Here is a 26876-nt window from a genome sequence, read left to right on the forward strand (position 1 = left end):
TGCTTCCCTTAGGGGGAAGCTTGCTTCATAAGTAGTGGCTTTAGATAAAGATTACTGTCATTATAAATGATCCTTTCAGGCTCTGAATATGGCTTATCTTTGACTAAAGTAGTCATATTTTGCTACTTACTAGTTAAAGGGGCCCAAAGGCTTTCCTAAGGCTCAGCCTTGGGTTATAATCGGAAAAAATAAGGAAAATTAAGGAGATGCCCCAAATGCAATATTTGAATGAATCGGCTTATTTGGAAGTGCTTCGCAAGGACCAGAATCGGACTTACGATTACCGCAGTTCATTGGACTCCGGGAGCTTAGAAAAGTGGCAGCAATCTTTACGCAACGTCTTACGGGAATTGACGGGACTTAACCTTATTCAAGAGAACACCAAGTACTTGCCGCTTGAACCACGCAGTATGGGAATTGAGGACTTGGGTGACTATACCAGGGAGAAGCTGTATATAATGACTGAGCAGCAGGTTGAAATCCCCTTTTATCTGCTTCTTCCGAAACATAGAACAAACAAGCTGCCTCTTATTCTGACTCCCCACGGACATGGAAAGCACGGAAAAGAGACCTACGTGGGCATCCACATCGATGAGGAAGCCAAGAAATATGCCCAGGATGGTGACCGTGAGGTAGCTCTGCAGGCGGTGCAAGCAGGATACGCCGTTATTGCACCTGATGTCCGTGGTTTTTTGGAAATGGGACGGCAGCAGGAGATTGAGCAGGGCATGGTATCCTCCTGTGTCAATCTTCAATCCAAAGCCTTACTTAAAGGACGTACACTTATCGGAGAACGCGTACATGACATGACAAGATTGATTGATTACGCGCAAACGAGGAATGAAATTGACACAACCCGAATTGGAATTACTGGAAACTCCGGTGGAGGCACGGTCTCATTATTTACTGCAGCTCTGGATGAGCGCATTACCGTTGCTGCCCCAAGTGCATATTTTTGCACCTTTGAGCAGAGTATTCTGAACCTGGACCATTGTCCATGTAATGTCATCCCTGGAATCATGCAGCTTTGTGAGCTCTACGATGTGGCTGGGCTAATTGCTCCTCGTCCCGTCTTGATGGTAAATGGACAGGAAGATCCAATATTCCCGATCGCTGGTACGCAAGAGGCATTTGCACATTTGCAACATATATACAGCGGGTTTACAGCTACCCCTTATTGTGAATTATTCATAGGTGATGGTGGACATCGCTATTATAAGCAACGTGTATGGAGCTTTATGAAAGAGCATCTGAGTTAAAACCTTGGACATCATCGAAAATTACGATATCGCCCGCTCATAGGCAAGTCACGTAAATCGGATAGCAGTGGATTGGTAATGATACCTGGAAGCACAGGGAGTGAAAAAGCGGTATTCATGTAGTCGGTCTGTACATCTATGGATAGAACAAAATCTACCAGCTTTTTAGCTGCTGTCGTGTTGTTCCCGCTTTTCAATATAGACACAGCGCCAATTTCCCAACCTGCCTGTGGGGGAATATAGGAGCTGATGTCGTAGCCTCAATTATTAAACCGAAGCTGATCGCCAAGGAAGCATACGACTGCCGCCACGTCCCCCATGGCAAGCCGCTGCGCTGAAGTTATTCCTGCAAAACTGGTCGATAGACTTGTTCATGAAGCACCTTCATTAATTGAATGGCTTCATATTCTCCTCACTGCTGCGTAAGAGATGCGAGCAAGGTATACCCCGTACCTGAGGTTTCCGGATCAGGGATTTCCAGCTTCCCTTTTAATTCAGGACGTAGTAGATCTTCATAACGCCGTGGCAACAGTAATGAGGCTAACTTAGGATCCTGCCGCCATACCGTTTGATTCACGCCAATGGCGAGCGCCCCCCTGTACATACCTGTCCAATATCCCTCTTTATTTTTGTATTCCGCCGGAATTTTATTACTCATTTGGAAATAATAGCTGACTAATTTTCCATTATTTTTAATTGTTCATGAAGATCAGTCGGACCACCAAGCACAACATCTACCCTGTTTTATTCATCGTCAGTAGATGATAGCTGGCTTCACCGCTGGACATACGAATAATCTCATAGGGCTATCCAGCTAATATTGGAATACACAAAAAGCCACCCGCTAGAGGTGGCTTGAACTTTAATATAAGGCATACCCAAGAGGGATCGAACCTCCGACCTACAGTTTAGGAAACTGTAGCTCTATCCTACTGAGCTACGGGCACGCAGTAAATAGTGAAAATTATACAAATCCGCGTCCGACACAGTTCCAAGCTATTTAAGCAATTAATTAATAAGTAATCATTATTTTGTTGAGATTGACTTAGCCGACAAATCTTTCTCTGTTTTTGGCTCCGGATCTTCTTTAGTTTCGGATACCAACTCTCTGGCAGATGCTTTAAATTCATGAAGCGTACGACCGACAGCCCGACCCAGCTCCGGCAATTTAGAAGGTCCGAATAAAATAAGTATGACAACAAGAATCATTACAAGCCCAGGAATACCAATATTTTGCAGCATCTGACATCAACACTCCTTATAGAATGGATAGATTAGTCTTGAATATGTTTTTTAGGATATACAGCGACTGCCTCAATTTCAATTAACCAGTCATCATTGACGAGGCTCGCAACACCGACGGTTGAACGTGCAGTTTTCACCGGATTGTCCGGGGTATTAAAAAACTGGGCATATGCTTCATTCCAGCCAGCATAATCAAATTTGTTATCTTTGCTCTTGTCTGCCGTTAAATAAGCGCGAAGGTATATGACATCGTTCATGGTCAAGCCTTTCTCTGCGAGCTGCTTCTCGAAATTGGTGAATATACCAATTGCTTGTGTCTTCGTATCGCCATAACGCTCATATACGGTTGCACCATCTTTATTCAATAAAGGAGGAACAGTGCCACTTGTATAAAGGTAAGCAGCTCCAGCAGGGACGGAGACTCCACTAGAAATAGACGAAGTTGCACTTCCGGAAAATTCAGACTCATAAATCGGCTCAGCATTTATTTTATTAGGTTTGTCCGGCTCATCCGCAGCAAAAGCTGTGATACTGATAACACCAGACATGATAGCAAGCAGCAGAATAGATTTAATATTTTTATTTAGCATAGTCCACTAGTCTCCTCTTCTGTTTCAATATTGATCTATTAGGCTTTCAACACGCGCTCATGGAGTTCAGTAACAACTTTACGTGCTGACTCAATTCCACCTGCCATCCAAGCCGTAATGTAGCTCATATGTTCCCCGGCCAAGTAAATCCGGCCGTCTGGCTTGCAAAGCGTTTGATAATAGGTTTTCCGGTCTTCTTCCGTGTAAGTAGCCCATCCGCCTTGGTTATACTTGATACTCTTCCAATTTACGGAGAAGGAGGTTTCGAATTCTTTATAAAACTGCGGGTGAATTTTGGCACCTGTGCTTAATGCGTATTGCTCGCGCTGAGCAAGAGTCATAGCACCTAATCGGTCTGCAGCAGCTCCGTTTGCATAGTAGGCAAGCAAAATTCCCTTCTGAGCGTTGTATCCGGTTGGAGGATAGTAGATCGAAGCCACATCGGTATTGGTTACCGTAGTGCCTCCGTACAACTGCTCGTCTGTTTCCCAAAAGCGGCGTTTAAACTGGACGCCAAGTTTGCCTGCAGATGCATAATTGATGCTGGAGATAGCTTTCTGCATTTCCGGTGAGAAGTCAGCCGGAATATCTCGAAGCACTGACAGTGGAATCGTACAAATACAGAAATCACCAGTGATTTCCTTTACTGCCCCAGTATCTCTGTTTTTGTAAACAACTCGGACTCCATTATCATCCTGACGGATTTCACTAACCTCGGCATGGAACACCATGTTGTGGCCGACGCGCTTTTCGAATGCTTGCGGAATCTTATCCATGCCGCCAACCGGATGGAACATCATCATTTGTTGGTCATATCCATACTCGCTGGAGAAAAAATTGCCGAATCCGGAGCTAATGATCGAGTTCACATCGAGCGGGTCGCGGACTACTCCGGCATCGAGCTTGCCGCCTGGTTCTGATTTATAACCTCCCCGGGAAGATCCTTTGTAGAAAAGGTCTGCGTTAAGATCGCCTTCGCGTTTCAGGTAGGCAACTAGCTTCTCTTTCTCCTCAACATTCAAGGGCAAATCGAGTGCGTTCTGATTTACTGCTTTGGCCAGCATTTCGGAAACATATCCTCTAACGTCTGCTTTAACTGCACGCTTTCTGATTTTTTGCCCAGATAGTGCACCAACATTTTCACTATAGTAATAACCATGATCGTTAACATTGTTGAATGGTTCTATTGGAATGCCGAATTTACGTATGTACTCCATCGTTACATGGAACTGAGGGATACGCATGGGTCCTGCATTCAGGTACATGTGCTCTCCGCTATCAAAGCGAGCGACCTGCTTCACACCGCCAATCTCCGTAACAGTTGTACCTTTCCTTACAGACCAGATTCGTCCACCGGAGCGGGAACGCGCTTCAAGAATCGTACAATCGTACCCAGCCTCCTCTAGCTCATAAGCTGCTGTCATCCCTGCAATCCCACCGCCAAGAATGATCACCCGCTTACCGTTACGATTTGTTAAAGATAAATCGTATCTGCTCGGAGGCGTGTACTCCGCTGCTTTCATAGTTTCAGGAGAAAATAACCCCATAGTACCCATTACGCTGAATAAGGCAGCCGATCCTCCGATTTTACCGATAGTAGTCAAGAACTGTCTTCTTGAAATTTCATTTGATCCCTTATTTTCCATCTCAACACTCTCCTGTTCAGCTATCATTGAATCTGAGAGTAAATATACCAAATTTTGAAGCTTACGCATTAGTTTGTGTCAGTAAATCTAACACTGTTTTTTTAAAATTAGGTAGTTTTTACCATGAAAAATAAATTGAAACTTGATATTATGTTGGAAATGGCATGAATTTATTACCAATGCAAGCCTTTCAGTAATTACTTCACAAAAAGTCAATGTGAAGATGATGTAAACATTACATAGGTTGGAGGATGTCAGTATGAACGAAAAAGTGATGGGAATTGGAGTTGTATGTGAATTAACAGGACTTTCCGAACGACAAATTCGGTATTATGAAGAAAGGCAGCTGATAAGCCCTAATCGAACTCAGGGGCGCACCAGAAAGTACTCGTTCGAGGATGTGGAGAAGATCAAGGAAATTCAACAGAAGATGATGGAAGGCTTTAATACTTTCGAAATCAGGCAGTTGGCTGCGAAAAACCGGTTGAAATTCAAATACAGCTTAATATGAAAGGAAGGTATCTTATGAGCATGCCTAACGCAATGACATTCATTGGACATTTAGGAGAGCTGCGCAAACGAATCATCCTTGTTTTAGTTGTGCTACTTATGGCCATGATAGCAGGCTTATTTATAGCCCCACAAATTTTGCATTATTTAAAAAGCAGACCACCGGCCTCCGACATGGTATGGAATGTGTTCTCTCCATGGGACAGCGCAAAAATTTATATGAGCGTAGCACTTGCCTTCTCAATTGTCGTCACATTGCCTTATATCCTTTATCAAATTTGGGCTTTCGTTAAAAAGGGATTGGAGCCAGTTGAGCAAAATGCAGCTTTTATGTACATTCCTTTTGCACTTATATCCTTTATCATAGGACTTTGCTTTTCGTATTTTATCGTGTTTCCGATGAGCCTTGCATTTACCACCAGCATTGCCAAAAACTTAGGGTTTTCAGAAACTTATGGGGTCTCCCAATATTTCTCTTTTATGTTTAGTATTATAATACCTGTTTCCCTTGCATTTGAGCTTCCGATCATTGTTATGTTTCTGACCAAGCTGGGCGTGTTGAATCCTAAACGGCTGAATGCTTTGCGCAGGCATGCTTATCTTATTCTGGTTATTACTGCCAGCTTGATTTCGCCACCGGAAATTATTTCTCATCTTATGGTCTTTATTCCACTTGTTCTATTGTATGAAATCAGTATCATGCTCTCCAAAGTGGTCTACCGTCGCAAAAATCAAGAAGCTTTTACTAGTGGGTGAGATCGCGCTAGAAACAGCAGCCCAGCAAACGTATCGCGGTGTACTGGAGGAGCGCTATAAGCAACAGAGTTTCGACTTACTGTATGGATGTTCCCTTGAGTTACCAGAACGATATTTCGCTCCAATTCTGCAACCAGTCGCCGGAGTATCGCTTCTTTTTTTATTCAATGTGGTCAAAATATCTTGCTGCCGCTACTTATCAGCTTTCCCCTAGTTACCAGGCGCTCCGTTGTTTCTGATCAACTGATCTCAAGCCTATCTGCCTTAGCTGCTCTCTAACTTGGGTTGGGGAAGGCTGAGACCCTCTTACCTTCGCTGCTAATGCGGCTAGCGACCAAGGCTTACAGAGCACCTATAGCTGTAGGTTTCTGCATGCCTCTTGCTTCAAAATGTTTCCCGCACACGGTTGACTATCCAGCTAGTATTTGCACACCACAAAAAGCCACCGCTGGAGGTGGCTTGAATTGTAAAGTAATGGCATACCCAAGAGGGATCGAACCTCCGACCTGCAGTTTAGGAAACTGTTGCTCTATTCCACTTGCCGGATCAACTTTGTTAAACGACCCTCAGAAATCCATTCAACTACGTACATATCTCCACGAGAATCAACGCAAACTCCATGTGGAGAGCTAAACTTATCGGGTCGGAAATACGCTTTGGGGAGGTTGGGCCACCCCTTTTGTTTATAGGCCTGTTGGTCCTCCCCTAGATGGGTGATCAAGCGATCGTCCTTGTCCAGAATCGTCACACGGCTGTCCAAATCGGGAATATAAACCTCATCCCCGAAAAAATAAAAGCTGCACGGCAGATCGAGATTATGCTCCATAAAGCGTTTATGCTGTCCATTCATCGTGAACACCTGAATGCGATGGTTTCTGCGATCCGCCACATAGAGCTCCGGTTCATGACCACGCAAATTGACAGAAATCCCGTGAGGTTCCAGCAGTTGTCCCGGCTCGGATCCTCGGCCTCCCCATGACCGGATATAGCCGCCCTCCGAATTATAGTGATGAACATAATATTGTCCATATCCGTCAGCAACATAGATATCCCCGTTCGGGGCAACACATACATCAGTCGGAACATATCGGCGTTCACCGCCATAGAGATTTGGACGGTCCGGCTGTCCTTTTTCCCATATTAGCTTCCCATCTAGGGTCATTTTGGCCAAGAGTCCACGCTTCGTATCAGTGCAAAACAAATATTCCTTCCCATCCTGATCCTTGTGCAGATAAAAGCCGTGGGCTCCGCCCTCAAACTCCTGGCCCCACGATGTAAGAAAGCGACCCGCCCTGTCAAAAACGATCACGGCATCCTTACCCGTGTTATGCACATAGACGTTATCCTGGGAATCGACGCACACGCCGTGTGTGTAGCCATAAGTAAGGTTTGCAGGCAGCTTTCCCCAACCGTCTGCTATTTCATAGGAATGTGAAGCGCAACCAATCACTTGTTGTTTCAATATGTTAATCTCCTCTCTCCATGGGGTTGAGACTAGCCGTCACTTTTGATAAACAACTGGAAAATGCTCGCCCGCCAAAATGTCTCCCGGTTTAATATCCACATATGGCAGCATCGGATGTTTCCCAAACGGCACGTAGCGTGTGTGTCCTGGCATATAATGGACAGCAATAGCACGGCGTTTCAAGCCAGACCGATTATTCGGGCTTCCATGCCAAGTCAGGGAGTGATGGTAGCCTACCTGCCCTTTCTTAATCTCAAAGGGGATCGCTGTCAGGTCTGCTCCTCCGGGAAGCAATTCTGGCTTTCGGTGATACGGCATAAACTCCTCGTTGCTGGCCAAATATTTTTGGTGATCTCCCCATTTATGGCTCCCAGGCACCATCCACATGCAGCCATTCTCAATAACTGCATCGTCAAGAGCGACCCAGGCGCTAACGAGATCGGCAGGCTGAATAATTGGCCACAACGGATGATCTTGATGCCAAGCGGTCGGTCCACCTGTTACCGGAGGCTTGTATTGAATCTGGTCATGCCATACACGAAGTGTATCCGTCTGGCAGAGCTGGGCAACCTCTTCACAAATAAGGGAATGGCCTGCATGCTGTAGAAAGGCATCACTCACCATCCAAATATTGACGATTTGAATGACCTTCTCATTGGCGACCATTTTCATCCCGTCATAGGGCGATTCGCCTTCCTTCATATTGCGGTTTAAAACCGGCCGCTTAACCGATTTACCCTCCATAACCAAATCCAATTCCGTTCGCAGCAGCTCCACCTCGCTGTCACCCAGCACGACACCCCCTTTTAAAAATCCGTTCCGTTCAAATTCCTCAATCTGCGCAGCATTCAGCATATACAATTCCCCTCTCATTGAAACCAGCTTAATTTCGGTGATATAGTGGTGATATAGGTAAGTATACGAATGCTAGCAAGGGATGTATGTAGACAAAACCAAGAGGCATTTATACTTTTCTAATATCATTATTAGGAGTGGCTTACTCATGAACGTAGGTTCCATCCTGACCCTGACGCCAACCATCAATTTCGCTCACCGTGACAGAGCAGACGCACATGTTTCCTGGGGACCCAGGACGATCCCCGACTGGCAATTTTTCTATGTTATTGAGGGGGAAGCGGAGCTTCTGTATGACCAAAAGCAGCAGCGGATCAAAGCAGGGGAATGTGTGTTATTCGGCCCTGATAGCCCGAATCGTCTAAGCACCGTTACGGAAGCCGTCTTCTACAGCGTTCATTTTGATTGGTGCCATCCCTCGCCGGAGCCCATCCATCCCGCCTATCGCATACAGGCAGTCTCCATGGCGGACTTTTCTCGCGCAGCTCCGGTCTATCATATGGATTTTCCCGTCTATGGTAACGTAGCCATTCCTTGCTGGTTTGATGTTCCAGAGCTAGAGCAGATTTTTCCCAGGATCATAAAAGAATATCAGCTGGAGCAGCCAGGCTACGCCTTCGTGATGAGAGCCCTGCTGATGGAGCTCATCGCAATCCTCATGCGTCATGTCCTAGATCAATCCTTAAGCGGAAAAGCCAGTAAAATAGAGCCGGCGCTCCATGCCATGCGAATCCACCCCGAGGAACCGTGGACGGTCGAGCAGCTCGCCGATTTGTGTGGGTATCACCCGATCCATTTTACCAAGCTCTTTAAGGAGGAGATGGGGAGAACGCCAAAGCACTATTTAATTTCGGAGCGTATGAAGCGTGCAAAACAAATGCTTCTTGGTGGACTTTCGCTTAGTAATATCGCCGAAAAGCTGAAATATTCCAGCATTCATTATTTCAGCCATCAATTCAAGAAGGAAACAGGGCTAAGTCCAAGCGAATTCAGACAACAGGGCAGCTAAGCAAGAGGTTTACAGAGATTCCTCCATTCAAGGTGGAACGAAAGCCTTTAAAAGCTACTTAGGGTGAATGGGGAATACACAAAAAGCCACCCCGAAGAGTGGCTTGGCATTTCTTAAGACAGGTTAAATTACGAATTTTGGCGATGGCATTCTTCCATAACGGCAATTTGTTGGCGAACCTGCTGTGGGGTAACCTCGAGCGCCTTGCCTTGCACAATTGTATTGTAAAGCATGCCGTAGAAGCTTTGAGCCATCGTATGAAATAAATCTTTCCCTTGATCTTCGGGAATTTCCCAGCTTTCTTCATACCATTTCAGCTGTTCACGGCAATAGGCCGGTTCATTTTTTTCGTTTACCAAAGGTGTTGACACTAATTTCAGTTCTCCGGCTTCCTCTGGCTTGAAAAACTTCCAATCCAGATGTGTCGTGCTTCCCTTGATACCGCCTTTGGTTCCCTGCACGTTATAGGTAAAGCTCGGATACGCGCAGCAAGAGGAAATCTCGACATCAATGACTGGGCGTCCATGTCCATGCAGGATCACTTTTACGTAGTCCTCGGCATCTCCTGCCGTATTGGCACGATCCATAATGGAAGTAACATTCGGCATGGATTCACTATTAAAGAATTGGAGAGCCTGATCGACCGGATGCGGCCCCGTATTTAAGAGATTACCGCCGTTGTTGGCTTGCAAGGTCTGCCAATCCCATCTTCTCGCGAAATTGTTATAAGCTATACTGACCTGTACCACTCTGCCGATATCGCCGGATTCGATGATTTCCTGAATCTTAGTAAATGCGGGGGCATACCGCGATTGCTGATATACAGCAAGTAATTTCCCTGATTTTTTTGCCGTTTCAATCAGGGTATCCACCTCTGCCGCCGTTCTGGCAAGCGGTTTTTCACATAATACATTAAATCCGTGCTCCAATATTTCCTTGGAAATGGAATAGTGAAAGTTGCTGGGGGACGCATTAATGATTAAGTCCAGATCCGTTCTTTTAAACAGATCACGATAATCACTATATACATCGCAATTCAACTCTTGTTTAGCCCTTTCCAACCGCTCCTCCAGCTTGTCAGCAACTGCTACAATTTGAAATTGCTCCTTCAGCTGGCTTAAAGAGAAAGCATGTATATCCCGACCACTACGTCCTTGACCAATTATAGCTACTCTGATCTTGCTCATACCGTCACCTCCGAAGCTAATTTACGCATATATTGGACATACTGCGGAAAAGCAATTTCTGGGTTATCCAATTCTGGATGCCATTTTTTCTCCCATTCCAATGTGAAGTAACCTTGATAGCCCTCGCGGATTAAAAGCTGGTATATCGCCTTCAGCGGAATATCGCCTTCACCGGTCAAACAATATTGAAAATCCTCTCCGCCGTTTTCTCCAGCGCGTGAATCCTTCACATGGGTGTATTCAATCCACTGCCCTAATACACTCCAGCTATCCTCAGGCTGTTCCCCTACCATTCGGTAAGGATGGTGTACATCCCATAGTACGCCGACAGCTTCTGTATCAACCTGCTCCATGACAGTTTTCATATCGGCGCAAGCAATCCAGTCATCATGCGTTTCAATTAGCAGCTTAACGCCATGTGCCTTCGCAATTTTCGCCATTTCACTTACATGGGTTATAACCCTTTGAACAGCCGTATCCCGGTTGACGTCGCCAATCTTTCCACCAAATACACGAATATAACGTGTACCGAAAATGGAGCAAAGCTTTGAGAATTCGGTAATCTCTTGAATATTCTTCTCGAAATTTTCTTCTGAAAATAAATGGACGGAGCTGGAAAAACAAGAAACGTGGAGCCCGGCATCCGTAATTTGGCTAAGTGTTTTTTGAACCGATTCAGAAAACTCAGGGAGCTTATAAATGTTCATTTCGCCAGTCAAACCCCTAAAGTCTATCGCATCAAAGCCGTACTCTACGGCGCTTGCAATAATTTTGTCTAAGGGCCATTCTGGACATCCTAAAGTGGTAAAAGATAATTTCATGTAGGTTCACTCCGTTATGGTGAAGGATGGGTGTATCTAACTTTTGAACAGAGAGGCGCCGAGGGCCTTGGGGGCCATCAGGCGTCCTTGTCTTCATCACAGATTTCCGGCCAAACTGCCGTCATCAGGTTACGCTTTTATCCGTTTTTCTTCTTGTAGGAAACATTCATTTCCTCAATAATTTTGTTAAAGTTGGCATCGGTCTTTAATTGTTCTACAAACTTGTCATAATTGGCTGGGGTTTCCTTGCCCACAATCATTTTGACCTTCAAATCGATAATTTTCTTTTGGTATTCAGGCCAATATTTAATCCATGCATCAGAATCAACCCCGATGGAAGGATCCAGAACTGCAAATTTAGTCCGTTCGTCGATGATCTTAGTGTGACGATCGTAAAATTCTTTGGGAATACCAGCCTTGTAGGCTTTCTGGTATTTATCGTATTTCAGGAAAATTTGTCCCATAGCCTGCTGAGAGACATTGTCCTTCTTCGCTTGTTCTGTCGGGATTTTAAAGCCGTCCTGCTCGGTGAAATGAACATCCTTAAAGCCGTAATTGGCCAAATCAGATCCTTCATCGGAAGCGCCGAAGTCCATGAACTCCATAATTTTCTTCACTTTAGCTTCAGGTACTTTTTTGGGAATCATAAACATGCCGAACGCGCCTGGATCCGTTATAGTGGTACCGTTCAACGATACAAGGGGCTCTACGTAAGCATCAGGTTTTATCTTCTTGAGCTCAGCTGTTGACTCCCAGGCCTGATCCATGGGAACAGCATCCAGGCCGCCTTTGCCTGACTTCATCATATCGAGCGTCTGCGTTTGCTTCAAGATACTGAAATCCTCGGGGATCAGCTTCTCTGCATACAATTTATTCAAATACATAAGGGCTTCTTTTTGCGATGGTAAGAAAATGACAGGTGTCAATTTCCCATTCTCCAGCTTCCAATCTCCAAAGGTTTTCGTAAAGGCTGTTTCAATGACATTGAACTTACCTACACCCGTTGGGTCCGTATACCCCAGAAAACCGTAAGTGTCGTCTTTTCCGTTGCCATCCGGGTCCTTGGTAGCAAAGGCTTTCATCACTTCATACAGCTCATCCGTGGTAGTGGGTTCCTTCAATCCAAGCTTATCCAGCCAATCCTTGCGGACATTGAGCGCTGTTTGACCATAGACTGGTCTTACACGTGGAATACCGTAGTTTTTACCATCGCCAAACGCGAGGTTTTTCCAGGTAAGCTCAGGAAATTTGGAAAGGTTGGGATAGCTTTTGTACAGCGTTGTCAAATCCCAGAAAGCACCTTGCTGCGACATACTTTTAACCAATGGGTAGCGCTGCGGATAATCGGCGAGAATCATATCCGGCAAATCCCCTGACGCCAAGGTTACGTTCAACTTGTCAGCGTAGTTATTCGGCGAAACCCAAGTAATTTTCAGCTTTGTGTTCGTACGTTTTTCAATCTCTTTGATAATTACATTATCTTCACCCGGGGGCTCTTGCGAGAAGAACGTTGACATGATACTGATTTCTGTGGGCGCTTCCTTCTTGTCACCCGCGCTACCGCCTGTAGGCCCCGGATTCGAACTGCAAGCCACGGTCGTTACTAATAATACAGCTGCAGCCATAACCGGTATTGCCTTCATGGCTGATTTTTTCTTGAAAACCATCTTTGTGACCTCCTCAGCATTGTTTATATATCATTCCTTAACAGAGCCAACCATAACACCTTTGGCAAAATGCTTCTGCAGGAATGGGTATACCAGAATAATAGGTACTGTGGCAACGACTACTGCCGCCATTTTCAAGGTTTCCTTAGGCATTTCTTGTTCAGAAGCGATTTGACTGGCAAGCTCGCCGCCACTGGTCGAGGAATCGATCAGCATATTTTGCAGCAGCACCTGAAGAGGCCACTTGTCAAAATCGTTAATGTACAGAATCGCGTGAAAAAATACGTTCCAATAGCTTACCGCATAAAACAGGCCGAATGCCGCCAGCGAGGGTAGTGATAAGGGAAGAATGATTTTCACCCAAATTCCCATGTCATTGCAGCCGTCGATACTTGCTGCTTCCTCCAAGCTCACAGGAATACTGTCATAAAAGCTTTTCATTAGGAAAATGTACCAACCGCTGGTTAAGGCGGGAATAATTAATGACCAGATACTATTGATAAGCCCGAGGCTTTTTACAACCAAATACGGCGGAATAATGCCAGGATTAAATAAGATGGAGATCAATACGAGGAGCAATAAGATTTTTCTGCCCCTTAACCTTCTTCTGGACAAGGAATAAGCAAAGCTCGAGGTAACCGCAAGGCTTAACAAGGTTCCAACAATCGCGAGAAATGCACTGTTTCCCCCGGCACGGATGAATGCACCTGTGGACAGCAAATACTCATAATTGACCAGTGTCCATTCGGACGGAAAGACGAAAGCTCCACCTTTTTGGATATATTCTGAGGGTGTCGCAAAAGATACAAGTAGGATATATAAAAAGGGTAGCAAAGTAATAAGACCAATAAAAATGAGAACGATCGTAATCAGATAATCAAAGGTTGATGCCCGGGTATTTCTAGTCATAGTCTCACCTCCTCAATATAAACCATCTTCGCCGAATTTCTTGGCCAACCAGTTGGTCGATACGACCAAAATCAGCGCCACAACCGATTTGAAAAGCCCCACGGCTGTTGTAAAGCTGAATTGTCCATTTTTGACTCCCATACGGAATACATAGGTTTCAAATACGTCTGACACACTGGATACCGCGCTGCTGGTCATTAAGTATACTTGTTCAAAACCAACATCCATAACCTGCCCAAGCCGCAGAATCAATAAGGTAATAACTACGTTCTTAATGGCTGGCAGCGTGACATACCACATTTGATGCAAGCGATTCGCGCCATCCATCTTGGCTGCTTCGTAAAGCGCCGGATCTGTACCCGCAATTGCCGCCAAAAAGATAACGGTTCCCCATCCCGCTTCCTTCCATATGGATTGCAAGGTCAGCATGATCCAAAAATAATTCGGATTCGTCAGGAAGTCGATTTTATCAAAGCCCATCATAACGACAACATTATTGACGATTCCTCCAGTTCGGGAGAACAATAAGAAGGTCATGCCCGCGATAATAACCCACGAGAAAAAGTGGGGTAAATATACAATGCTTTGAATAGTTGATTTGAATTTCATATTCCGAACTTCGTTTAATAGAAGAGATACGACAATCGGTACGGGGAAGAAAAAAACGAGATTAAGCAGACTGATCATCATGGTATTTCTAAACAGATTCCAAAACTCACTACCCAAGAAGAAACGTTCGAAATTCTCAAACCCTACCCACTTGCTTGCCAAAAAGCCTTGATAGGGAGAGTAATCCTGAAAAGCTATTAGAATTCCACCCATAGGTACATACTTGAAAATAAGAAAGTAAAGGGCTCCTGGCAAGGCTAATATATATAGGTATTTATCCCTCAGGATGTCCTTCATTGCCGACTGGAATTTACTTCTGTTTCTTGTCGGTCCAGCATTTTTTTCTAATTCTACCAACGTGTTTTGCATTCCCTGCCACCTTCCTTGTGTTCACATGAATTGATGTTCTCAATGTACATGACGGCTCCATTTCTCACAATTCAACATTTTCTCAATACGATTAACTGGAGTATTACTTTTTCCCGTTTGCATATTTTCGAGTCTTTTTCATGCAAAAAAGGCTGTATGCTCATCGCATTACAGCCCCATACCAGATTCCCGATATTCACCCGGAGTAACACCCTCTGATTTTTTAAATATTTTATTAAAATAGGACGGCTGGTAACCCACTCTAGCTGCAATTTCGGTAACCTTCAAGTCCGTATTTCTTAATAGCTGCTTGGATTTGTCCAAGCGGATTTCCGTGACATAGTCGATAAAGTTTTGATTGGTGACTTCCGCAAAGACAGCACTTAATCGCTTAGGCAGAATTCCGATTTTATCAGATAAATATTCCAGCGAAATATCATTCATATATTCCTGATCAATAATATCCTTCACCTTGCGGATCGTCTGCTTCATCTCGATGCCCTGCTTTTCGGACAAGGTTTTGAGAAAGGGTTGAATCACTCTGGTTACGAACCACTTGTTGATTTCTTCGAGTTCCTTTAATTTGAACAGCTGCTCATACAGATTGATGCCCTGACTGGTGCTCGAGTGTGCTACGTCAAGCTGCATCATCGCTCGTAAAACACTGCCCAGCAGTTGAGCCATGTATTGTTGAATTTGAAAGGCTCTACCTGCATCTTCCTTTAAAACCAATAAAAACTCGCCCCATTTTTGAATGGTTTCTTCCTCAGCCCTCATTTGAAGCGCGTGAATTAATTGTTTTTCGATTTGAAACGGATACTCCAAATTTTCTTTTACATACGGAATGAATTCATCTGTGCTAATAATTTGTCCGTGCTCTCCGATATTGCGAAAATGCAGGCATTGTTTGACCTCATCCAGCGCTCTGGGCAGTTCCTTGAGGTCACTGTTCAGCTTGCTTATCCCTACAGCCACATGAACACCCAATAATTTGGTGATCATCGTGATGACTTCATTCGAAAATCTAAAAACTTCGCTTTTGATCTGTTCCCTTGGCTTATCCTGCGTAAAAGAAACGAATAGAGCAACGGATAAGTTATGGAGATTGATAGCCTCCATATTTTCTTTATCGATGGAAAGCTCCTCAATAATATTGGCCGCTGCAAAAGTGACAAGCTGCTCGTCCCCCTCAACAAACCGTTTGCTGGTTTCGGAAAAAGGAGACAATTGTATGAGAAGAAGGACAAACTTCTTATTTACTGTATCCCAGCCATACTCCTCCATCCGCAACCGTAGCTCCATCTCAGAAAAAAAATAAAGCTGCCCTTGAATCAGTTGCAGCAAAAAACCTTTTTTCATACTGTATTGGTTTTCTTTCAGCAGAGATTGGAACGAACGACTTTCACGGGTAATGTTGAGCCATTTGTTTTCTATAAACTTGATTTCGTCGGACCGATCCTCTTCGGGCAGTTTGTTACCGATACTCCCTCCAAACATTTGAACCAACCTTTTGATGGGGCTGTACATTCGCTGTGAAGCAAACCATGATAGCATGGCTGCTATCAGAACACCCGAAAGACTGACGACGAGCATAAGCTTGGAGGTTAAAGTAATGGGCTCTATTAATTGGGAGAGCGGTGTAGCAATCACATATCGCCAGCCTGTACGCGAGAAGGTGGCCGTGGCAACAGAATACTCCGCCCCCTCCCACTTCACGTTAAAGGGCTCCTGATTAATTTCGCCTTTCATTACCTTGCTTCTTATAAAATCCTTTAGTGGCTGTTTAATTGGATCCACTTCTTTACCTGATGTTATCCAATCGCCATTTGGTTTCATGATAAAAGAGATACCATTTTCATAAGGGTTCAATTGCGTAATTTCTTTATCAATCAGCGTTTTGTCCAAATATACCAACAACGCTCCAAAAGGCCTTGTACTGACAAATGGGAGCTTGTGAATCAATACCAAGGGAAACAACGTGCCTCCACTTGGATAATACTTTTCCGCATCACTCCAATACATCAGATCCTCCGATTTCAAAATCGGATCATAAGCTGCCTTGTTCGCCTCATCTTTGAGCCGAATCGCACCCCGATCATTAGAAACCAGCAATTGTTGATTTTGTAAATACAAATCGATCCGCAAAATCATGTTATCGGAGCTTTGGGCAACAGCTAACAATCTGTAAATGTCCTGCATAACAGAAAATTCGTCTATGAAATTCGCATCTCTAAGTCTTTCATCAAAAATGGAGTTAGCCGCTGCTTTGTCCACCATCAGTTCAAATTGTGAGAACTGTTCATCAAACCGCTGAAAGACCTGCTCAAGCTGGTACTGATTTTTTTGGTACACTTCCTTTTCCACTTGCTTAATTCCAATAAAATAGGTGCTAATTCCAATAATTGCTGTAGGCAAACTAGTCATTATTAAAGCGAAAATTAAGCTTTTACGAAAATAATTTCCTCTCAAACTTCGCTTGTCAAAATTAATTTTAAAAAAGGACAGTACATTCATAAAAAAGCTCTCCTTAGACGCATGGGATACAAGTGAAAATGAAAACACTTTCAAAGACACTGCTTGGTAGGTTGCATGGCTATCCTTTTATTGTTCGATACTATTATTTTCTTCCTCCTCGTTATATTCTTCTCAACAGCCCAAATTATGCGCGATCCGGCTGTGATAAGGCGTCGAGTTTTTTTCGGGAACACCTGTTCTCAAAAAGAGCCGGCATTTCTATTTTGGAAAGCTGTCGTTTCCATATTCACATAAATTCCCGGTGATTTCAACTCAAAATATGATGCATATAACATCAGATTCTTGTTAGCTAGACAGAAAACTACCGCTCCATGCTGCCGAGTTTTCTTAAAATTAAAACCATTCATCCTAATACTGCCCTGCTGTCTGAATTCGTTCGCTTTGTACTTTGTCCCGTTTCTTTCTTAAATGGATGACTCTGTCCGATTCCAATGATAGCGATTATTGAATACACAAAAAGCCACCCGCTAGAGGTGGCTTGAATTTTAGATGAATGGCGTACCCGAGAGGGATCGAACCTCCGACCTACAGTTTAGGAAACTATCGCTCTATCCTACTGAGCTACGGGCACGCGGTAAGATTCATTTTAGCACGAACACGATAGTGAGTGCAACCTCTCCTTACAGCTTATGGTGGCCTCAATCGTCATTATGAATTGAGCACCGCCCTTCCTCCTTTCCTCATACATGCAATACTATCCTCAAAGTAACTAAGGCAGTATAAGTTCCCTACTTATATAGGCTCCTCTTGCTTGTTATAATACTAATGAACAAGCTTTTACCATCAACCGTTATACAAGAATTTCAAAATTGATACTCTGGAGGAATCGCATATGACATTTCCACAACGCAAACTAGGTTCTACTGGGCTTTCTGTAAGCGCCATCGGCATGGGTTGCATGCCCATTTCAGTAAATGGCAGGCCATCCGAAGAGGAAGGGATTAGGACCATACATGCAGCACTGGAGCAAGGCATTACCTTTTTTGACACAGCCGATGCCTATTGCCTGAATAACGATGATTTTGGCCACAATGAGCGTATCCTAGCAAAAGCCTTACAACAGCATCCTGAGGCTATTGTAGCCACTAAGGGAGGCAACCAGCGGCCAGACGGGCGCTGGGAAGCGAACGGGCACCCTGAGCACCTGCGCAAGGCCATTGAAGATAGCCTGCGTGCTCTTAACCTGGAGACGATTGTCCTATACCAATTACATCGTCCCGATCCTAATGTCCCCTTCGCCGAATCGGTCGGGGCTATAGCCGACTTACAAAAAGAAGGCAAATTGCTTCACGCTGGGTTATCCAATGTTTCCGTGGAGCAATTGGATGAAGCAAGCGACATCCTTCAAGTGGCAAGCGTACAAAACAGGATGAACCTGTTTGATCACTCATCGAATGCCGTCCTTAAGCGTTGTGAGCAATTAGGCATAGCCTTTTTGCCATACAGCCCGCTGAATGGGATGAGCAAAGCCGGCCAAATTGGTGCGAATGAGGTGCTCTCGCGCATTGCCGACAAATACCAAGCATCGCCGCAGCAAATCGCTCTAGCATGGCTTCTACACCTTTCTCCTGTAATGATACCGATACCGGGAGCTAGCAAAAGCAGCAGCATCACCAATAGTGCTAAGGGTGCTACGGTTGCCCTGACCCCTGAAGACATCGAGGAATTAAGCACGATCGGCTCTTAACACGTAAGAGGAAAACCAAAGCCCGAGCATGTGATCAGCTCCAGCCCTAACATCTATGAGATTAAAGGTGTAAAAGTGCCTTCTTAGCATCATTATTTCCATATTTTCTTTTTATTTCCTTCGTGGTAGAATGAGGAAACGATGCGAGTGAGGTGTAATGCCATGTCAGAAAACAGTCGTTTTTACGTAGTATATGATGAGTATTTAATTACAATTTGCTCCAGACTCGATGACGTTTTTGATGAACTGGCTGAAGGTGGTACCATCTACGGCTACACCGACAACGAGGAAGTGGCACAAAGTATGCTGAGGGAATGCTTTCAAGAGCTAGCTACCAGAAATAACTAACATGCATAGTTGTATAGTTGTGCAAAAAAGAACCCAGATGGGTTCTTTTTTTAATTACCTTCATCGATTTTATTACTAGATTTTTTCATCCGCTCTCTCTTAAGCGTACCCTCAATCTTGCGTTCCTTCAACTTACCGTTAATCCAACGCAAGGAGGAGGCTAAGTATTCTAGGCTACCGCATCACCCATTTGCATTGTTGTGCCGAGTATGATTAGCTTGCTTTACCTTTTTAGAGCCCGCTAACGGCTTGTTAGGTTGATGGTCAATTGGATCCTGATGCTCTCCGCTTGGCGGATTAACAGGCTGTGCTAAATTTTTAGGCATCTATAGTTCCTCCTTAGACTATTCTTTATCCGTCAATATCGACGAACCTATCGGCTCATCATGGTTCAATGCATCTTGGTGGCGATGGTCATTCGTTTGCTGCTGAACCTGCTGGGCTTGGTGGCTGGTAACCGTTTGTTTCTCCAAATCTTTAACTACATTTTGCAAATTTTTATCTACATTACTTTTGTTTTTAGTCATCTTGCTGCTAACCTCCATTAATGATGCGTTACTGCATGCAGTTGCTGCGCACATTCGTGAATATGCCGCACATAATCATCAATCAGCGTTTGTACAATTTCTGTACGTTCATTAATATGCTGCCCATCTTGCTCGACATCCACGAAAGTTACATGAACTTCCCTCGAATCCACGTAGGTACACTTAAAATCAAAGCTGTAAAAGGAATGACCCGCCGTGGCAATATGAACCCAGATGGTTCTAGGGTCTGCTGCGTCTGCCTTAATTTCCACACGCTCAGACTCATTTAATACGGTGGGCAAGGTTTGATTCCAAGCCTTTACTAACTGGTCTTGGTTCATTGTTAACGTATCGGTTTTTCCCATCCTCTTTAACACCTCCACAGACTTTAAGATGCGGCAGCAGGAATCGTTCTATACGTTTAAGGCAACGGTAAAAAATGACACGAAAGACGAAATAGTTAAAAAGCCGCATATCCTTTAAAAGGATACACGGCTTTGTGAATGTTATAGTATGGCGGAGAGGGTGGGATTCGAACCCACGGAGACCTTACGACCTCGGCGGTTTTCAAGACCGCTGCCTTAAACCACTCGACCACCTCTCCGGGTGACGTGACAAAAAGCATTGTATCACAGATCAGGTACTATTATCAAGTTCTAATTTTTAAAATACTAAAGAACTAAGAACTATTTGCTGATCTTGATGACGTTGTTCATATAAGGCCGCAGCACTTCCGGAACGATGACACTGCCATCTTCCTGCTGGTAATTTTCCAAAATCGCAGCAACCGTACGGCCGAGTGCAAGACCTGAGCCATTCAACGTATGGACAAATTCTGGCTTCGCTTTCGTGTCGCGGCGGAAACGAATGTTTGCACGCCTGGCTTGGAAATCCTCAAAATTGCTGCAGGACGATATTTCACGGTACATGGCACTATGAGGCAGCCAAACCTCAAGATCATACGTTTTCGCTGAGGAGAAGCCTAAATCTGCCGTGCACAAGCTTAACACACGGTAAGGTAGCCCTAATAGCTGAAGTACCTTCTCCGCATCGGCTGTCAGCTTCTCCAGCTCATCGTAGGAGTGCTCAGGCACAGTCAGCTTGACCAATTCTACTTTGTTGAACTGATGCTGACGGATCAAGCCACGCGTATCTCTGCCAGCTGAACCCGCTTCCGAACGGAAGCATGCACTGAAAGCAACAAAATACTTGGGTAGGTCCTCTGGAGCAAGGAGGTCATCACGATGGTAATTCGTGACGGGAACCTCGGCCGTCGGAATCAGGAAATAATCCGTCCCCGCAAGCTTGAACACGTCTTCCTCAAACTTAGGTAGCTGCCCCGTTCCGGTCAAGCTGTCGCGGTTGACTATGTATGGAGGCAGGATCTCTTCATACCCATGCTGGTCGCTGTGCAGATCCATCATGAAATTGATTAACGCCCGTTCCAAACGTGCCCCAAGGCCCTTATAGAACACGAACCTTGAACCGGTTACTTTCGCCGCCGCTTCAAAATCCAAAATGCCCAATTGCTGGCCAATCTCCCAATGTGGCTTCGGTTCAAAGGAGAACGTGGCCGGTTCGCCCACACGGCGAATTTCCACATTGTCGTCCTCCGAGCTGCCCACCGGCACACTGTCATTAGGTATATTGGGCAAAGCCATAATAATCATATTTAAATCCGTTTCCAAGCCTCGGATTTCATCGTCTAGTATCTTGATGCGGTCACCGACGCCTTTCATTTCCTCAATTAACGCATCTGCGTCCTGCTTGGCCTTTTTCAAAGCGGCAACCTCTTGGGAAACGACGTTACGGCGGTTCTTCAGCTGCTCCACTTCCTGCAGCAGCTCTCTACGCTTCGAATCAAGACCTGTAAAACGACTAATATCGTCCAGCGGCTTGCCACGCTTTGTCATCGCCTGCTGTACCCGTTCTAGCTCTGCCTCTGTTCGAAACAATTTTACATCTAACAAGGAGACCCCTCCTACTTATTTTCACGTACCATGTTTAGAAAATAAGCATGCATCCGCTCATCATCGGTCAGTTCCGGATGAAACGAAGCCGCCAACAAATGCCCTTGACGTGCCGCCACGATCTGGTCGTGATAGGTTGCTAATACTTCAACATCAGAACCGACTTCATTAATTAATGGAGCCCGTATAAACACGGCGCGAACGTCATCAGCAATACCCTTGATGGCCAAATTGGTCTCAAAGCTTTCACGCTGCCGCCCGAATGCATTCCGTGATACCTTCATATCCATTAATTCGAGATGAGCCTCCGGCTGTCCTTCGATTTCATTGGCGATCACGATCAAGCCAGCACAAGTGCCAAAGATCGGTTTCTTTTGTTCCGAAAACGCACGTAAAGCTTCAATAAAATGGTACGTCCGCATCAATTTTCCGATTGTTGTGCTTTCGCCACCGGGAATAATAATCCCGTCCAGTTCATCCAACTGCTCTACTTTCTTAACAATAACGCCTTCGCCGCCGGCCTTCTCGATTAATCGGATATGCTCAGCTACGGCTCCTTGAAGAGCCAACACACCTATTTTCATCGTTGCCACCCTCTTAACCCGTTGCTCTTACCAGCCACGATCTTGCATACGCTGAGTCGCATCCAGCTTGGAAATTTCGATGCCCTTCATCGGAGCGCCAAGATTTTTGGAAACTTCTCTGATCAAATCATAATCGGTATAATGCGTGGTCGCTTCCACGATCGCTTTAGCAAATTTTTCTGGATTTTCCGATTTGAAAATACCTGAGCCTACAAAGATGCCATCGGCTCCCAAATGCATCATTAACGCTGCATCAGCTGGAGTAGAAACACCACCTGCCGCAAAGTTAACTACAGGCAATTTGCCTGTTTCATGGATTTGCAGCAATAGCTCATAAGGTGCGCCGATATTTTTGGCTTCAGCAAACAGCTCGTCCTTGGACATCGAACTCACCTTTTTAATTTGGCCAACAATCATCCGCATATGACGAACAGCTTCTACAATATTGCCCGTTCCCGGTTCGCCCTTAGTACGAATCATCGATGCGCCTTCAGCGATTCTGCGTAGTGCTTCACCAAGATCCCTAGCTCCACATACAAAAGGAACTGTAAAATCTCTCTTATTGATATGAAATACTTCATCAGCCGGAGTCAGTACTTCACTTTCATCGATGTAATCCACACCCATAGATTCAAGGATCTTCGCCTCTACATAGTGACCGATACGGGCTTTGGCCATAACAGGGACTGAAACAACCTTCATGACCTCTTCCATAACAGTCGGGTCAGCCATACGCGCTACGCCACCTGCTGCACGAATATCGGAAGGCACTCGCTCCAAAGCCATGATAGCCGAGGCTCCCGCTGCTTCAGCGATTTTTGCTTGTTCAGCATTCATGACGTCCATAATGACGCCACCCTTTTGCATTTCTGCCATTCCTTTTTTGACTCGCGAAGTACCTGTTTCCATTTCCTTTTCCTCCAAACATATATACGATAATTTAATAAATCCACAAACCACTAAACAATCATTTTACAGGAATACGCCCAAATATACAATCCGTTAAGCGGTTTTTCTTAGCCCTTCGCCCCAGCCAACAGATCGGTAAAGAAGGTTCCTATAGCCCTGAATAACAATCGAAACCAGCTTGCTTTGACTACATCGGCCGCAGCAATCAAATTCGTTGTTTTTTCTATGCCTTGATAAGTGACTGTTGCAGTTCCCATAATATCTCCTTTGGTAATCGGCGCTACCCGCTTGGTTTCATCAATGGCAGCAGCTGTAACCTTGAATTCCTCGGGTGCTGCGCCTTTTCTGGCGATTAATGAAATCGCTCCTTCGGTAACGACACCCACTTGAAGCTCAATCCCTTTATTAACATTTACTACTTTTAAGGAATCTATTTCTGAATTAGCGGCAAGCACCTGCTTTGTTTCAAAATTGGTAAAACCGTAATCCAGCACCTTCCGTGTCTCTTCAAAACGTTTAGGCTCTGTTTTGGTTCCCATTACCACACTAATTAAGCGAACCCCGTTACGCTCCGCTGTACCTGTAAAGCAATAGCCTGCATCATCTGTAGAGCCTGTCTTCAAACCATCAAGCCCTTCATAAGAGTATTTCTTGAGGTTAGCATTATCTTTGTTGCCTGCAAGCATCCAGTTCCAATTAATCATCGGTGATAGATCTTTTTCTCGGAACTTTTTCGAGGGAATTTTGGTAGTCTCCAAAATTTCCGGAAAATCCTTAATAATATTATAAGCAATAATGGCTGCATCTCTTGCTGTTAAAAGGGTTTCACCCTGTAATTCCTGCGGTGCATATTTCCCTAAGTCCGCCCTGGATAAGCCCGTTGCGTTAATAAAATGGGCCTGCTCCGACAAGCCAAACTGCTTGGCTTTCTCGTTCATCATCTTTGCAAAATTTTCTTCCGTATTCCCGATAAATTCGGCAATTGCTACTGAGGCATCATTCGATGAATAAATCGACATCGCAGAGAACATGTCCCTTAGTGTCGCTTGCTCGTTTAAGGCTAATAGCCCTCCAGAACCGATCACATCCGATGCATATTGACTTGTTGTGACCATGTCCTCCCATTTGCGTTTACCGCTTTTCACAGCCTCCATAGCCAAATATTCCGTCATCATCTTTGACATACTTGCAGGAGGAAGAGCTACATCTGGATTAAACTCGTATAAAACTTGTCCCGTTCCAGCTTCTATCAAAATAGCAGATTTGGCCTCTAGCTTTAAATCAACCGCCTCTGCTGCCATTGCAAACTTAGGTGTAACCATGAATATTGAACCTAATTGGACTAGCAACGCAGCAGTTAATAAGATGGATATGCGTTTTACTGGGAATAGCAACATTCTCACTCCTTCTGGGTCATTCTACAAACACATAGTTATTATTGTACCACAGCGAACAACCCTGTTCAAAAAAAGAAGACGGCAGCTCATAGCTCCGTCCTCTTTTTTCCTATTTATTATAAAGAATAGTTCGGAGCTTCCTTCGTAATTTGTACATCATGAGGATGACTTTCGCGCAATCCTGCACCTGTAATCCGTATAAAGGAAGTCTCGGTGATCAGCTCATTAATCGTGCTCGCTCCACAATACCCCATGCCAGAACGCAAGCCACCAATTAATTGAAATACGGTATCTGCCAAAGGCCCCTTATAAGCTACTCGACCCTCAATACCTTCTGGAACGAGCTTGCTTTCATTTTCCTGAAAATATCGATCCTTGCTGCCTTCCTTCATTGCACCTAAAGATCCCATACCCCGATAAACCTTATATTTTCTGCCTTGGTAAATTTCCGATTCTCCAGGGCTCTCATCCGTTCCGGCAAACAAGCTGCCAATCATTACAGCGTTCGCTCCAGCTGCAATAGCCTTTGTAACGTCCCCAGAGTACTTAATCCCGCCGTCAGCGATAATAGGCACGTTATACTCCCTAGCTACAGATGCGCAATCGTAGATTGCCGTAATTTGCGGTACACCAATACCTGCAATAATTCTAGTGGTGCAAATCGAGCCCGGTCCGATCCCCACCTTCACCATAGAGGCTCCAGCTTCAATAAGGTCCCTTGTCCCGTCACCCGTCGCCACATTTCCTGCACAAATAGTAAGATCGGGATATTTCTCACGCAATTTTCTTACTGTTTGGAGAATATGAATATGATGGCCATGCGCAGAATCAACCACGATCATATCTATGCCGGCAGCGATTAACGCTTCAGTCCGTTCCATCACATCCTTGGAAACTCCAACTGCAGCACCAACAACTAGGCGCCCTTGCTTGTCCTTCGCTGAATTAGGAAACTGAATGGCTTTCTCAATATCCTTAATTGTAATCAGCCCTTTTAATACATTATTCTCATCCACAATGGGCAGTTTTTCGATCTTATGCTTTTGCAAAATGCCTTCAGCTTGGCTCAGAGTTGTCCCTACAGAGGCGGTTACCAAGTTTTCACGTGTCATAACCTGTTCAATTTTGATCGAATAATCATGGACGAACCTAAGATCACGATTGGTTAAAATACCTACAAGCTTCTTGTTCTCGTCAACGATAGGAACTCCCGAAATTCGATATTTGGCCATTAGCTCCTCGGCATCATAAACATGATGCTCAGCTGTTAAAGAAAAGGGATTCGTTATAACCCCACTCTCAGATCGTTTTACCCGGTCTACTTCCTCCGCTTGTTGGGCAATCGACATATTTTTATGAATAATCCCAATTCCACCTTCACGGGCGATAGCAATAGCTAATGCGGACTCTGTAACGGTATCCATTGCAGAGCTCAAAAGGGGAATATTCAGTTTAATGTGACCCGCTAATTGCGTACTAATATTGATCTCTTTGCCAAAAACCTCAGACTTCCTCGGAACTAACAGCACATCATCAAAAGTTAAACCTTCTTTAGCAAATTTCGTTTCCCACACAAACGTAATCCTCCTTGTTTTTCCTAGTTGCCGACATATATGATTGCAAGTTTATCAAAAGCCCATTTTTCATGTCAAGTATAACTTATTAAAAACCGTTTAAGTTCTCCTAATTTGGATAAGGAGTGTGAAGTTTGTGAACAGGTAGAAATTAGCCTCTACTTCATTTACATGAACATCCTTTGTAGTATAACCAGATTCGTTGCCATGTTATGAAAAAATAAGGAATAACCCACCGGTTATCCCAAAACATATAAAATCTTATATGTTAAAAAAAAGCCTACCGAATTTTCATCGGAAGGCTCTTTCTTTATTTATGCAGTGCTTGGCAATGTCCTACTCTCCCAGAACCCTGCGGTTCAAGTACCATTGGCGCTAGAGGGCTTAACGGTCGTGTTCGAGATGGGAACGTGTGGTTCCCCTCTGCCATCATCACCAAACGGTTGCT

At 44.6% G+C, this 26876-nt stretch carries 27 protein-coding genes, 3 tRNA genes and 1 rRNA gene; 6 read left to right on the forward strand and 25 right to left on the reverse strand.

Annotated elements, in window-relative coordinates; genetic code table 11:
* The first annotated feature begins 215 nt into the window (after positions 1-215).
* Positions 216-1259: an alpha/beta hydrolase family protein gene (locus tag G9U52_RS36365; protein ID WP_166157586.1), complete on the forward strand. Its 1044-nt coding sequence runs from the start codon at positions 216-218 to the stop codon at positions 1257-1259.
* A gap of 11 nt (positions 1260-1270) precedes the next feature.
* Here the strand turns inward: G9U52_RS36365 and G9U52_RS36370 are convergent, their stop codons facing one another.
* The 6 genes from G9U52_RS36370 to G9U52_RS36395 form a co-directional block, all read right to left on the reverse strand.
* Positions 1271-1465: a hypothetical protein gene (locus tag G9U52_RS36370; RefSeq protein ID WP_166157589.1), complete on the reverse strand. Its 195-nt coding sequence runs from the start codon at positions 1463-1465 to the stop codon at positions 1271-1273.
* Positions 1466-1671: 206 nt separating this feature from the next.
* On the reverse strand, positions 1672-1917 hold the full coding sequence (locus G9U52_RS36375; RefSeq protein WP_166157592.1) for an ABC transporter substrate-binding protein: 246 nt from the start codon (positions 1915-1917) through the stop codon (positions 1672-1674).
* Between the two features lie 215 nt (positions 1918-2132).
* Positions 2133-2206, reverse strand: a tRNA-Arg gene (locus G9U52_RS36380).
* Positions 2207-2285: 79 nt separating this feature from the next.
* Positions 2286-2501 carry a twin-arginine translocase TatA/TatE family subunit gene (locus G9U52_RS36385; RefSeq protein WP_166157595.1) on the reverse strand — a complete coding sequence of 72 codons (216 nt, stop codon included), beginning with the start codon at positions 2499-2501 and terminating at the stop codon, positions 2286-2288.
* A gap of 32 nt (positions 2502-2533) precedes the next feature.
* A complete protein-coding gene (locus G9U52_RS36390) occupies positions 2534-3094 on the reverse strand; it encodes a RidA family protein (protein ID WP_166157598.1) in 561 nt (186 codons plus the stop codon).
* Between the two features lie 38 nt (positions 3095-3132).
* Positions 3133-4740 (reverse strand): flavin monoamine oxidase family protein, encoded by a 1608-nt coding sequence (locus G9U52_RS36395; RefSeq protein WP_166157601.1) that lies wholly within the window; start codon positions 4738-4740, stop codon positions 3133-3135.
* 259 nt (positions 4741-4999) lie between these two features.
* Between G9U52_RS36395 and G9U52_RS36400 the strand changes: the two genes are divergently transcribed.
* Together G9U52_RS36400 and tatC are read left to right on the forward strand one after the other, a co-directional pair.
* Positions 5000-5251 (forward strand): MerR family transcriptional regulator, encoded by a 252-nt coding sequence (locus tag G9U52_RS36400; RefSeq protein ID WP_166157603.1) that lies wholly within the window; start codon positions 5000-5002, stop codon positions 5249-5251.
* A gap of 14 nt (positions 5252-5265) precedes the next feature.
* Entirely contained in the window at positions 5266-6006 is a 741-nt protein-coding gene (tatC, locus tag G9U52_RS36405) for a twin-arginine translocase subunit TatC (RefSeq protein WP_166157606.1), read from the forward strand.
* A 529-nt stretch (positions 6007-6535) separates the two neighbouring features.
* Here the strand turns inward: tatC and G9U52_RS36410 are convergent.
* Both G9U52_RS36410 and G9U52_RS36415 read right to left on the reverse strand, forming a co-directional pair.
* Positions 6536-7468: an NHL repeat-containing protein gene (locus G9U52_RS36410; protein ID WP_166157609.1), complete on the reverse strand. Its 933-nt coding sequence runs from the start codon at positions 7466-7468 to the stop codon at positions 6536-6538.
* Between the two features lie 39 nt (positions 7469-7507).
* Entirely contained in the window at positions 7508-8326 is an 819-nt protein-coding gene (locus G9U52_RS36415) for a phytanoyl-CoA dioxygenase family protein (RefSeq protein WP_166157612.1), read from the reverse strand.
* Between the two features lie 148 nt (positions 8327-8474).
* On the opposite strand from G9U52_RS36415, the gene G9U52_RS36420 reads away from it, so the two are divergent.
* On the forward strand, positions 8475-9335 hold the full coding sequence (locus G9U52_RS36420; protein ID WP_166157615.1) for a helix-turn-helix transcriptional regulator: 861 nt from the start codon (positions 8475-8477) through the stop codon (positions 9333-9335).
* 128 nt (positions 9336-9463) lie between these two features.
* Here G9U52_RS36420 and G9U52_RS36425 read toward each other — a convergent pair whose 3' ends face one another.
* The 7 genes from G9U52_RS36425 to G9U52_RS36455 all read right to left on the reverse strand — a co-directional run bounded on the left by G9U52_RS36425 (position 9464) and on the right by G9U52_RS36455 (position 18003).
* Positions 9464-10522 (reverse strand): Gfo/Idh/MocA family protein, encoded by a 1059-nt coding sequence (locus G9U52_RS36425; RefSeq protein ID WP_166157618.1) that lies wholly within the window; start codon positions 10520-10522, stop codon positions 9464-9466.
* Positions 10519-11343 carry a sugar phosphate isomerase/epimerase family protein gene (locus tag G9U52_RS36430; RefSeq protein ID WP_166157621.1) on the reverse strand — a complete coding sequence of 275 codons (825 nt, stop codon included), beginning with the start codon at positions 11341-11343 and terminating at the stop codon, positions 10519-10521. The genes G9U52_RS36425 and G9U52_RS36430 overlap by 4 nt, the downstream gene beginning before the upstream one ends.
* Positions 11344-11480: 137 nt before the next feature.
* Positions 11481-13010 carry an extracellular solute-binding protein gene (locus G9U52_RS36435; protein ID WP_243767770.1) on the reverse strand — a complete coding sequence of 510 codons (1530 nt, stop codon included), beginning with the start codon at positions 13008-13010 and terminating at the stop codon, positions 11481-11483.
* Positions 13011-13040: 30 nt separating this feature from the next.
* Positions 13041-13919 (reverse strand): carbohydrate ABC transporter permease, encoded by an 879-nt coding sequence (locus G9U52_RS36440; RefSeq protein ID WP_166157624.1) that lies wholly within the window; start codon positions 13917-13919, stop codon positions 13041-13043.
* A 12-nt stretch (positions 13920-13931) separates the two neighbouring features.
* Positions 13932-14897 carry an ABC transporter permease gene (locus G9U52_RS36445; RefSeq protein ID WP_166157627.1) on the reverse strand — a complete coding sequence of 322 codons (966 nt, stop codon included), beginning with the start codon at positions 14895-14897 and terminating at the stop codon, positions 13932-13934.
* A gap of 168 nt (positions 14898-15065) precedes the next feature.
* Positions 15066-17321, reverse strand: a complete 2256-nt coding sequence (locus tag G9U52_RS36450; RefSeq protein WP_207953431.1) for a helix-turn-helix domain-containing protein — start codon at positions 17319-17321, stop codon at positions 15066-15068.
* A gap of 605 nt (positions 17322-17926) precedes the next feature.
* Positions 17927-18003: transfer RNA gene (locus tag G9U52_RS36455), tRNA-Arg, on the reverse strand.
* A 261-nt stretch (positions 18004-18264) separates the two neighbouring features.
* On the opposite strand from G9U52_RS36455, the gene G9U52_RS36460 reads away from it, so the two are divergent.
* Together G9U52_RS36460 and G9U52_RS36465 are read left to right on the forward strand one after the other, a co-directional pair.
* Positions 18265-19119, forward strand: coding sequence for an aldo/keto reductase (locus G9U52_RS36460; protein WP_166157633.1), 855 nt, complete (start codon positions 18265-18267; stop codon positions 19117-19119).
* Between the two features lie 162 nt (positions 19120-19281).
* Positions 19282-19467 carry a hypothetical protein gene (locus G9U52_RS36465; RefSeq protein WP_166157636.1) on the forward strand — a complete coding sequence of 62 codons (186 nt, stop codon included), beginning with the start codon at positions 19282-19284 and terminating at the stop codon, positions 19465-19467.
* A gap of 182 nt (positions 19468-19649) precedes the next feature.
* On the opposite strand, the gene G9U52_RS36470 is transcribed toward G9U52_RS36465, so the two are convergent.
* The 10 genes from G9U52_RS36470 to rrf form a co-directional block, all read right to left on the reverse strand.
* Positions 19650-19793, reverse strand: coding sequence for a small acid-soluble spore protein P (locus G9U52_RS36470; RefSeq protein WP_166157638.1), 144 nt, complete (start codon positions 19791-19793; stop codon positions 19650-19652).
* Positions 19794-19811: 18 nt separating this feature from the next.
* On the reverse strand, positions 19812-19994 hold the full coding sequence (locus tag G9U52_RS36475) for a hypothetical protein (RefSeq protein WP_166157641.1): 183 nt from the start codon (positions 19992-19994) through the stop codon (positions 19812-19814).
* 17 nt (positions 19995-20011) lie between these two features.
* A complete protein-coding gene (locus tag G9U52_RS36480) occupies positions 20012-20359 on the reverse strand; it encodes a hypothetical protein (RefSeq protein ID WP_166157644.1) in 348 nt (115 codons plus the stop codon).
* 149 nt (positions 20360-20508) lie between these two features.
* A tRNA-Ser gene (locus tag G9U52_RS36485) sits at positions 20509-20598 on the reverse strand.
* Positions 20599-20680: 82 nt separating this feature from the next.
* Positions 20681-21964: a serine--tRNA ligase gene (gene serS / locus G9U52_RS36490; protein ID WP_166157647.1), complete on the reverse strand. Its 1284-nt coding sequence runs from the start codon at positions 21962-21964 to the stop codon at positions 20681-20683.
* Positions 21965-21975: 11 nt separating this feature from the next.
* Positions 21976-22548 carry a pyridoxal 5'-phosphate synthase glutaminase subunit PdxT gene (gene pdxT, locus G9U52_RS36495; protein ID WP_166157650.1) on the reverse strand — a complete coding sequence of 191 codons (573 nt, stop codon included), beginning with the start codon at positions 22546-22548 and terminating at the stop codon, positions 21976-21978.
* Between the two features lie 27 nt (positions 22549-22575).
* A complete protein-coding gene (gene pdxS / locus G9U52_RS36500; protein WP_166157653.1) occupies positions 22576-23457 on the reverse strand; it encodes a pyridoxal 5'-phosphate synthase lyase subunit PdxS in 882 nt (293 codons plus the stop codon).
* 107 nt (positions 23458-23564) lie between these two features.
* Entirely contained in the window at positions 23565-24779 is a 1215-nt protein-coding gene (locus G9U52_RS36505) for a D-alanyl-D-alanine carboxypeptidase family protein (protein WP_243767771.1), read from the reverse strand.
* Positions 24780-24970: 191 nt separating this feature from the next.
* Entirely contained in the window at positions 24971-26428 is a 1458-nt protein-coding gene (gene guaB, locus G9U52_RS36510; RefSeq protein WP_166157659.1) for an IMP dehydrogenase, read from the reverse strand.
* 323 nt (positions 26429-26751) lie between these two features.
* Positions 26752-26868, reverse strand: a 5S ribosomal RNA gene (gene rrf, locus G9U52_RS36515).
* Positions 26869-26876: the final 8 nt, after the last annotated feature.

The sequence above is a fragment of the Paenibacillus agricola genome (genome assembly GCF_011440305.1).
Classification (GTDB): Bacteria; Bacillota; Bacilli; order Paenibacillales; family NBRC-103111; genus Paenibacillus_S; species Paenibacillus_S agricola.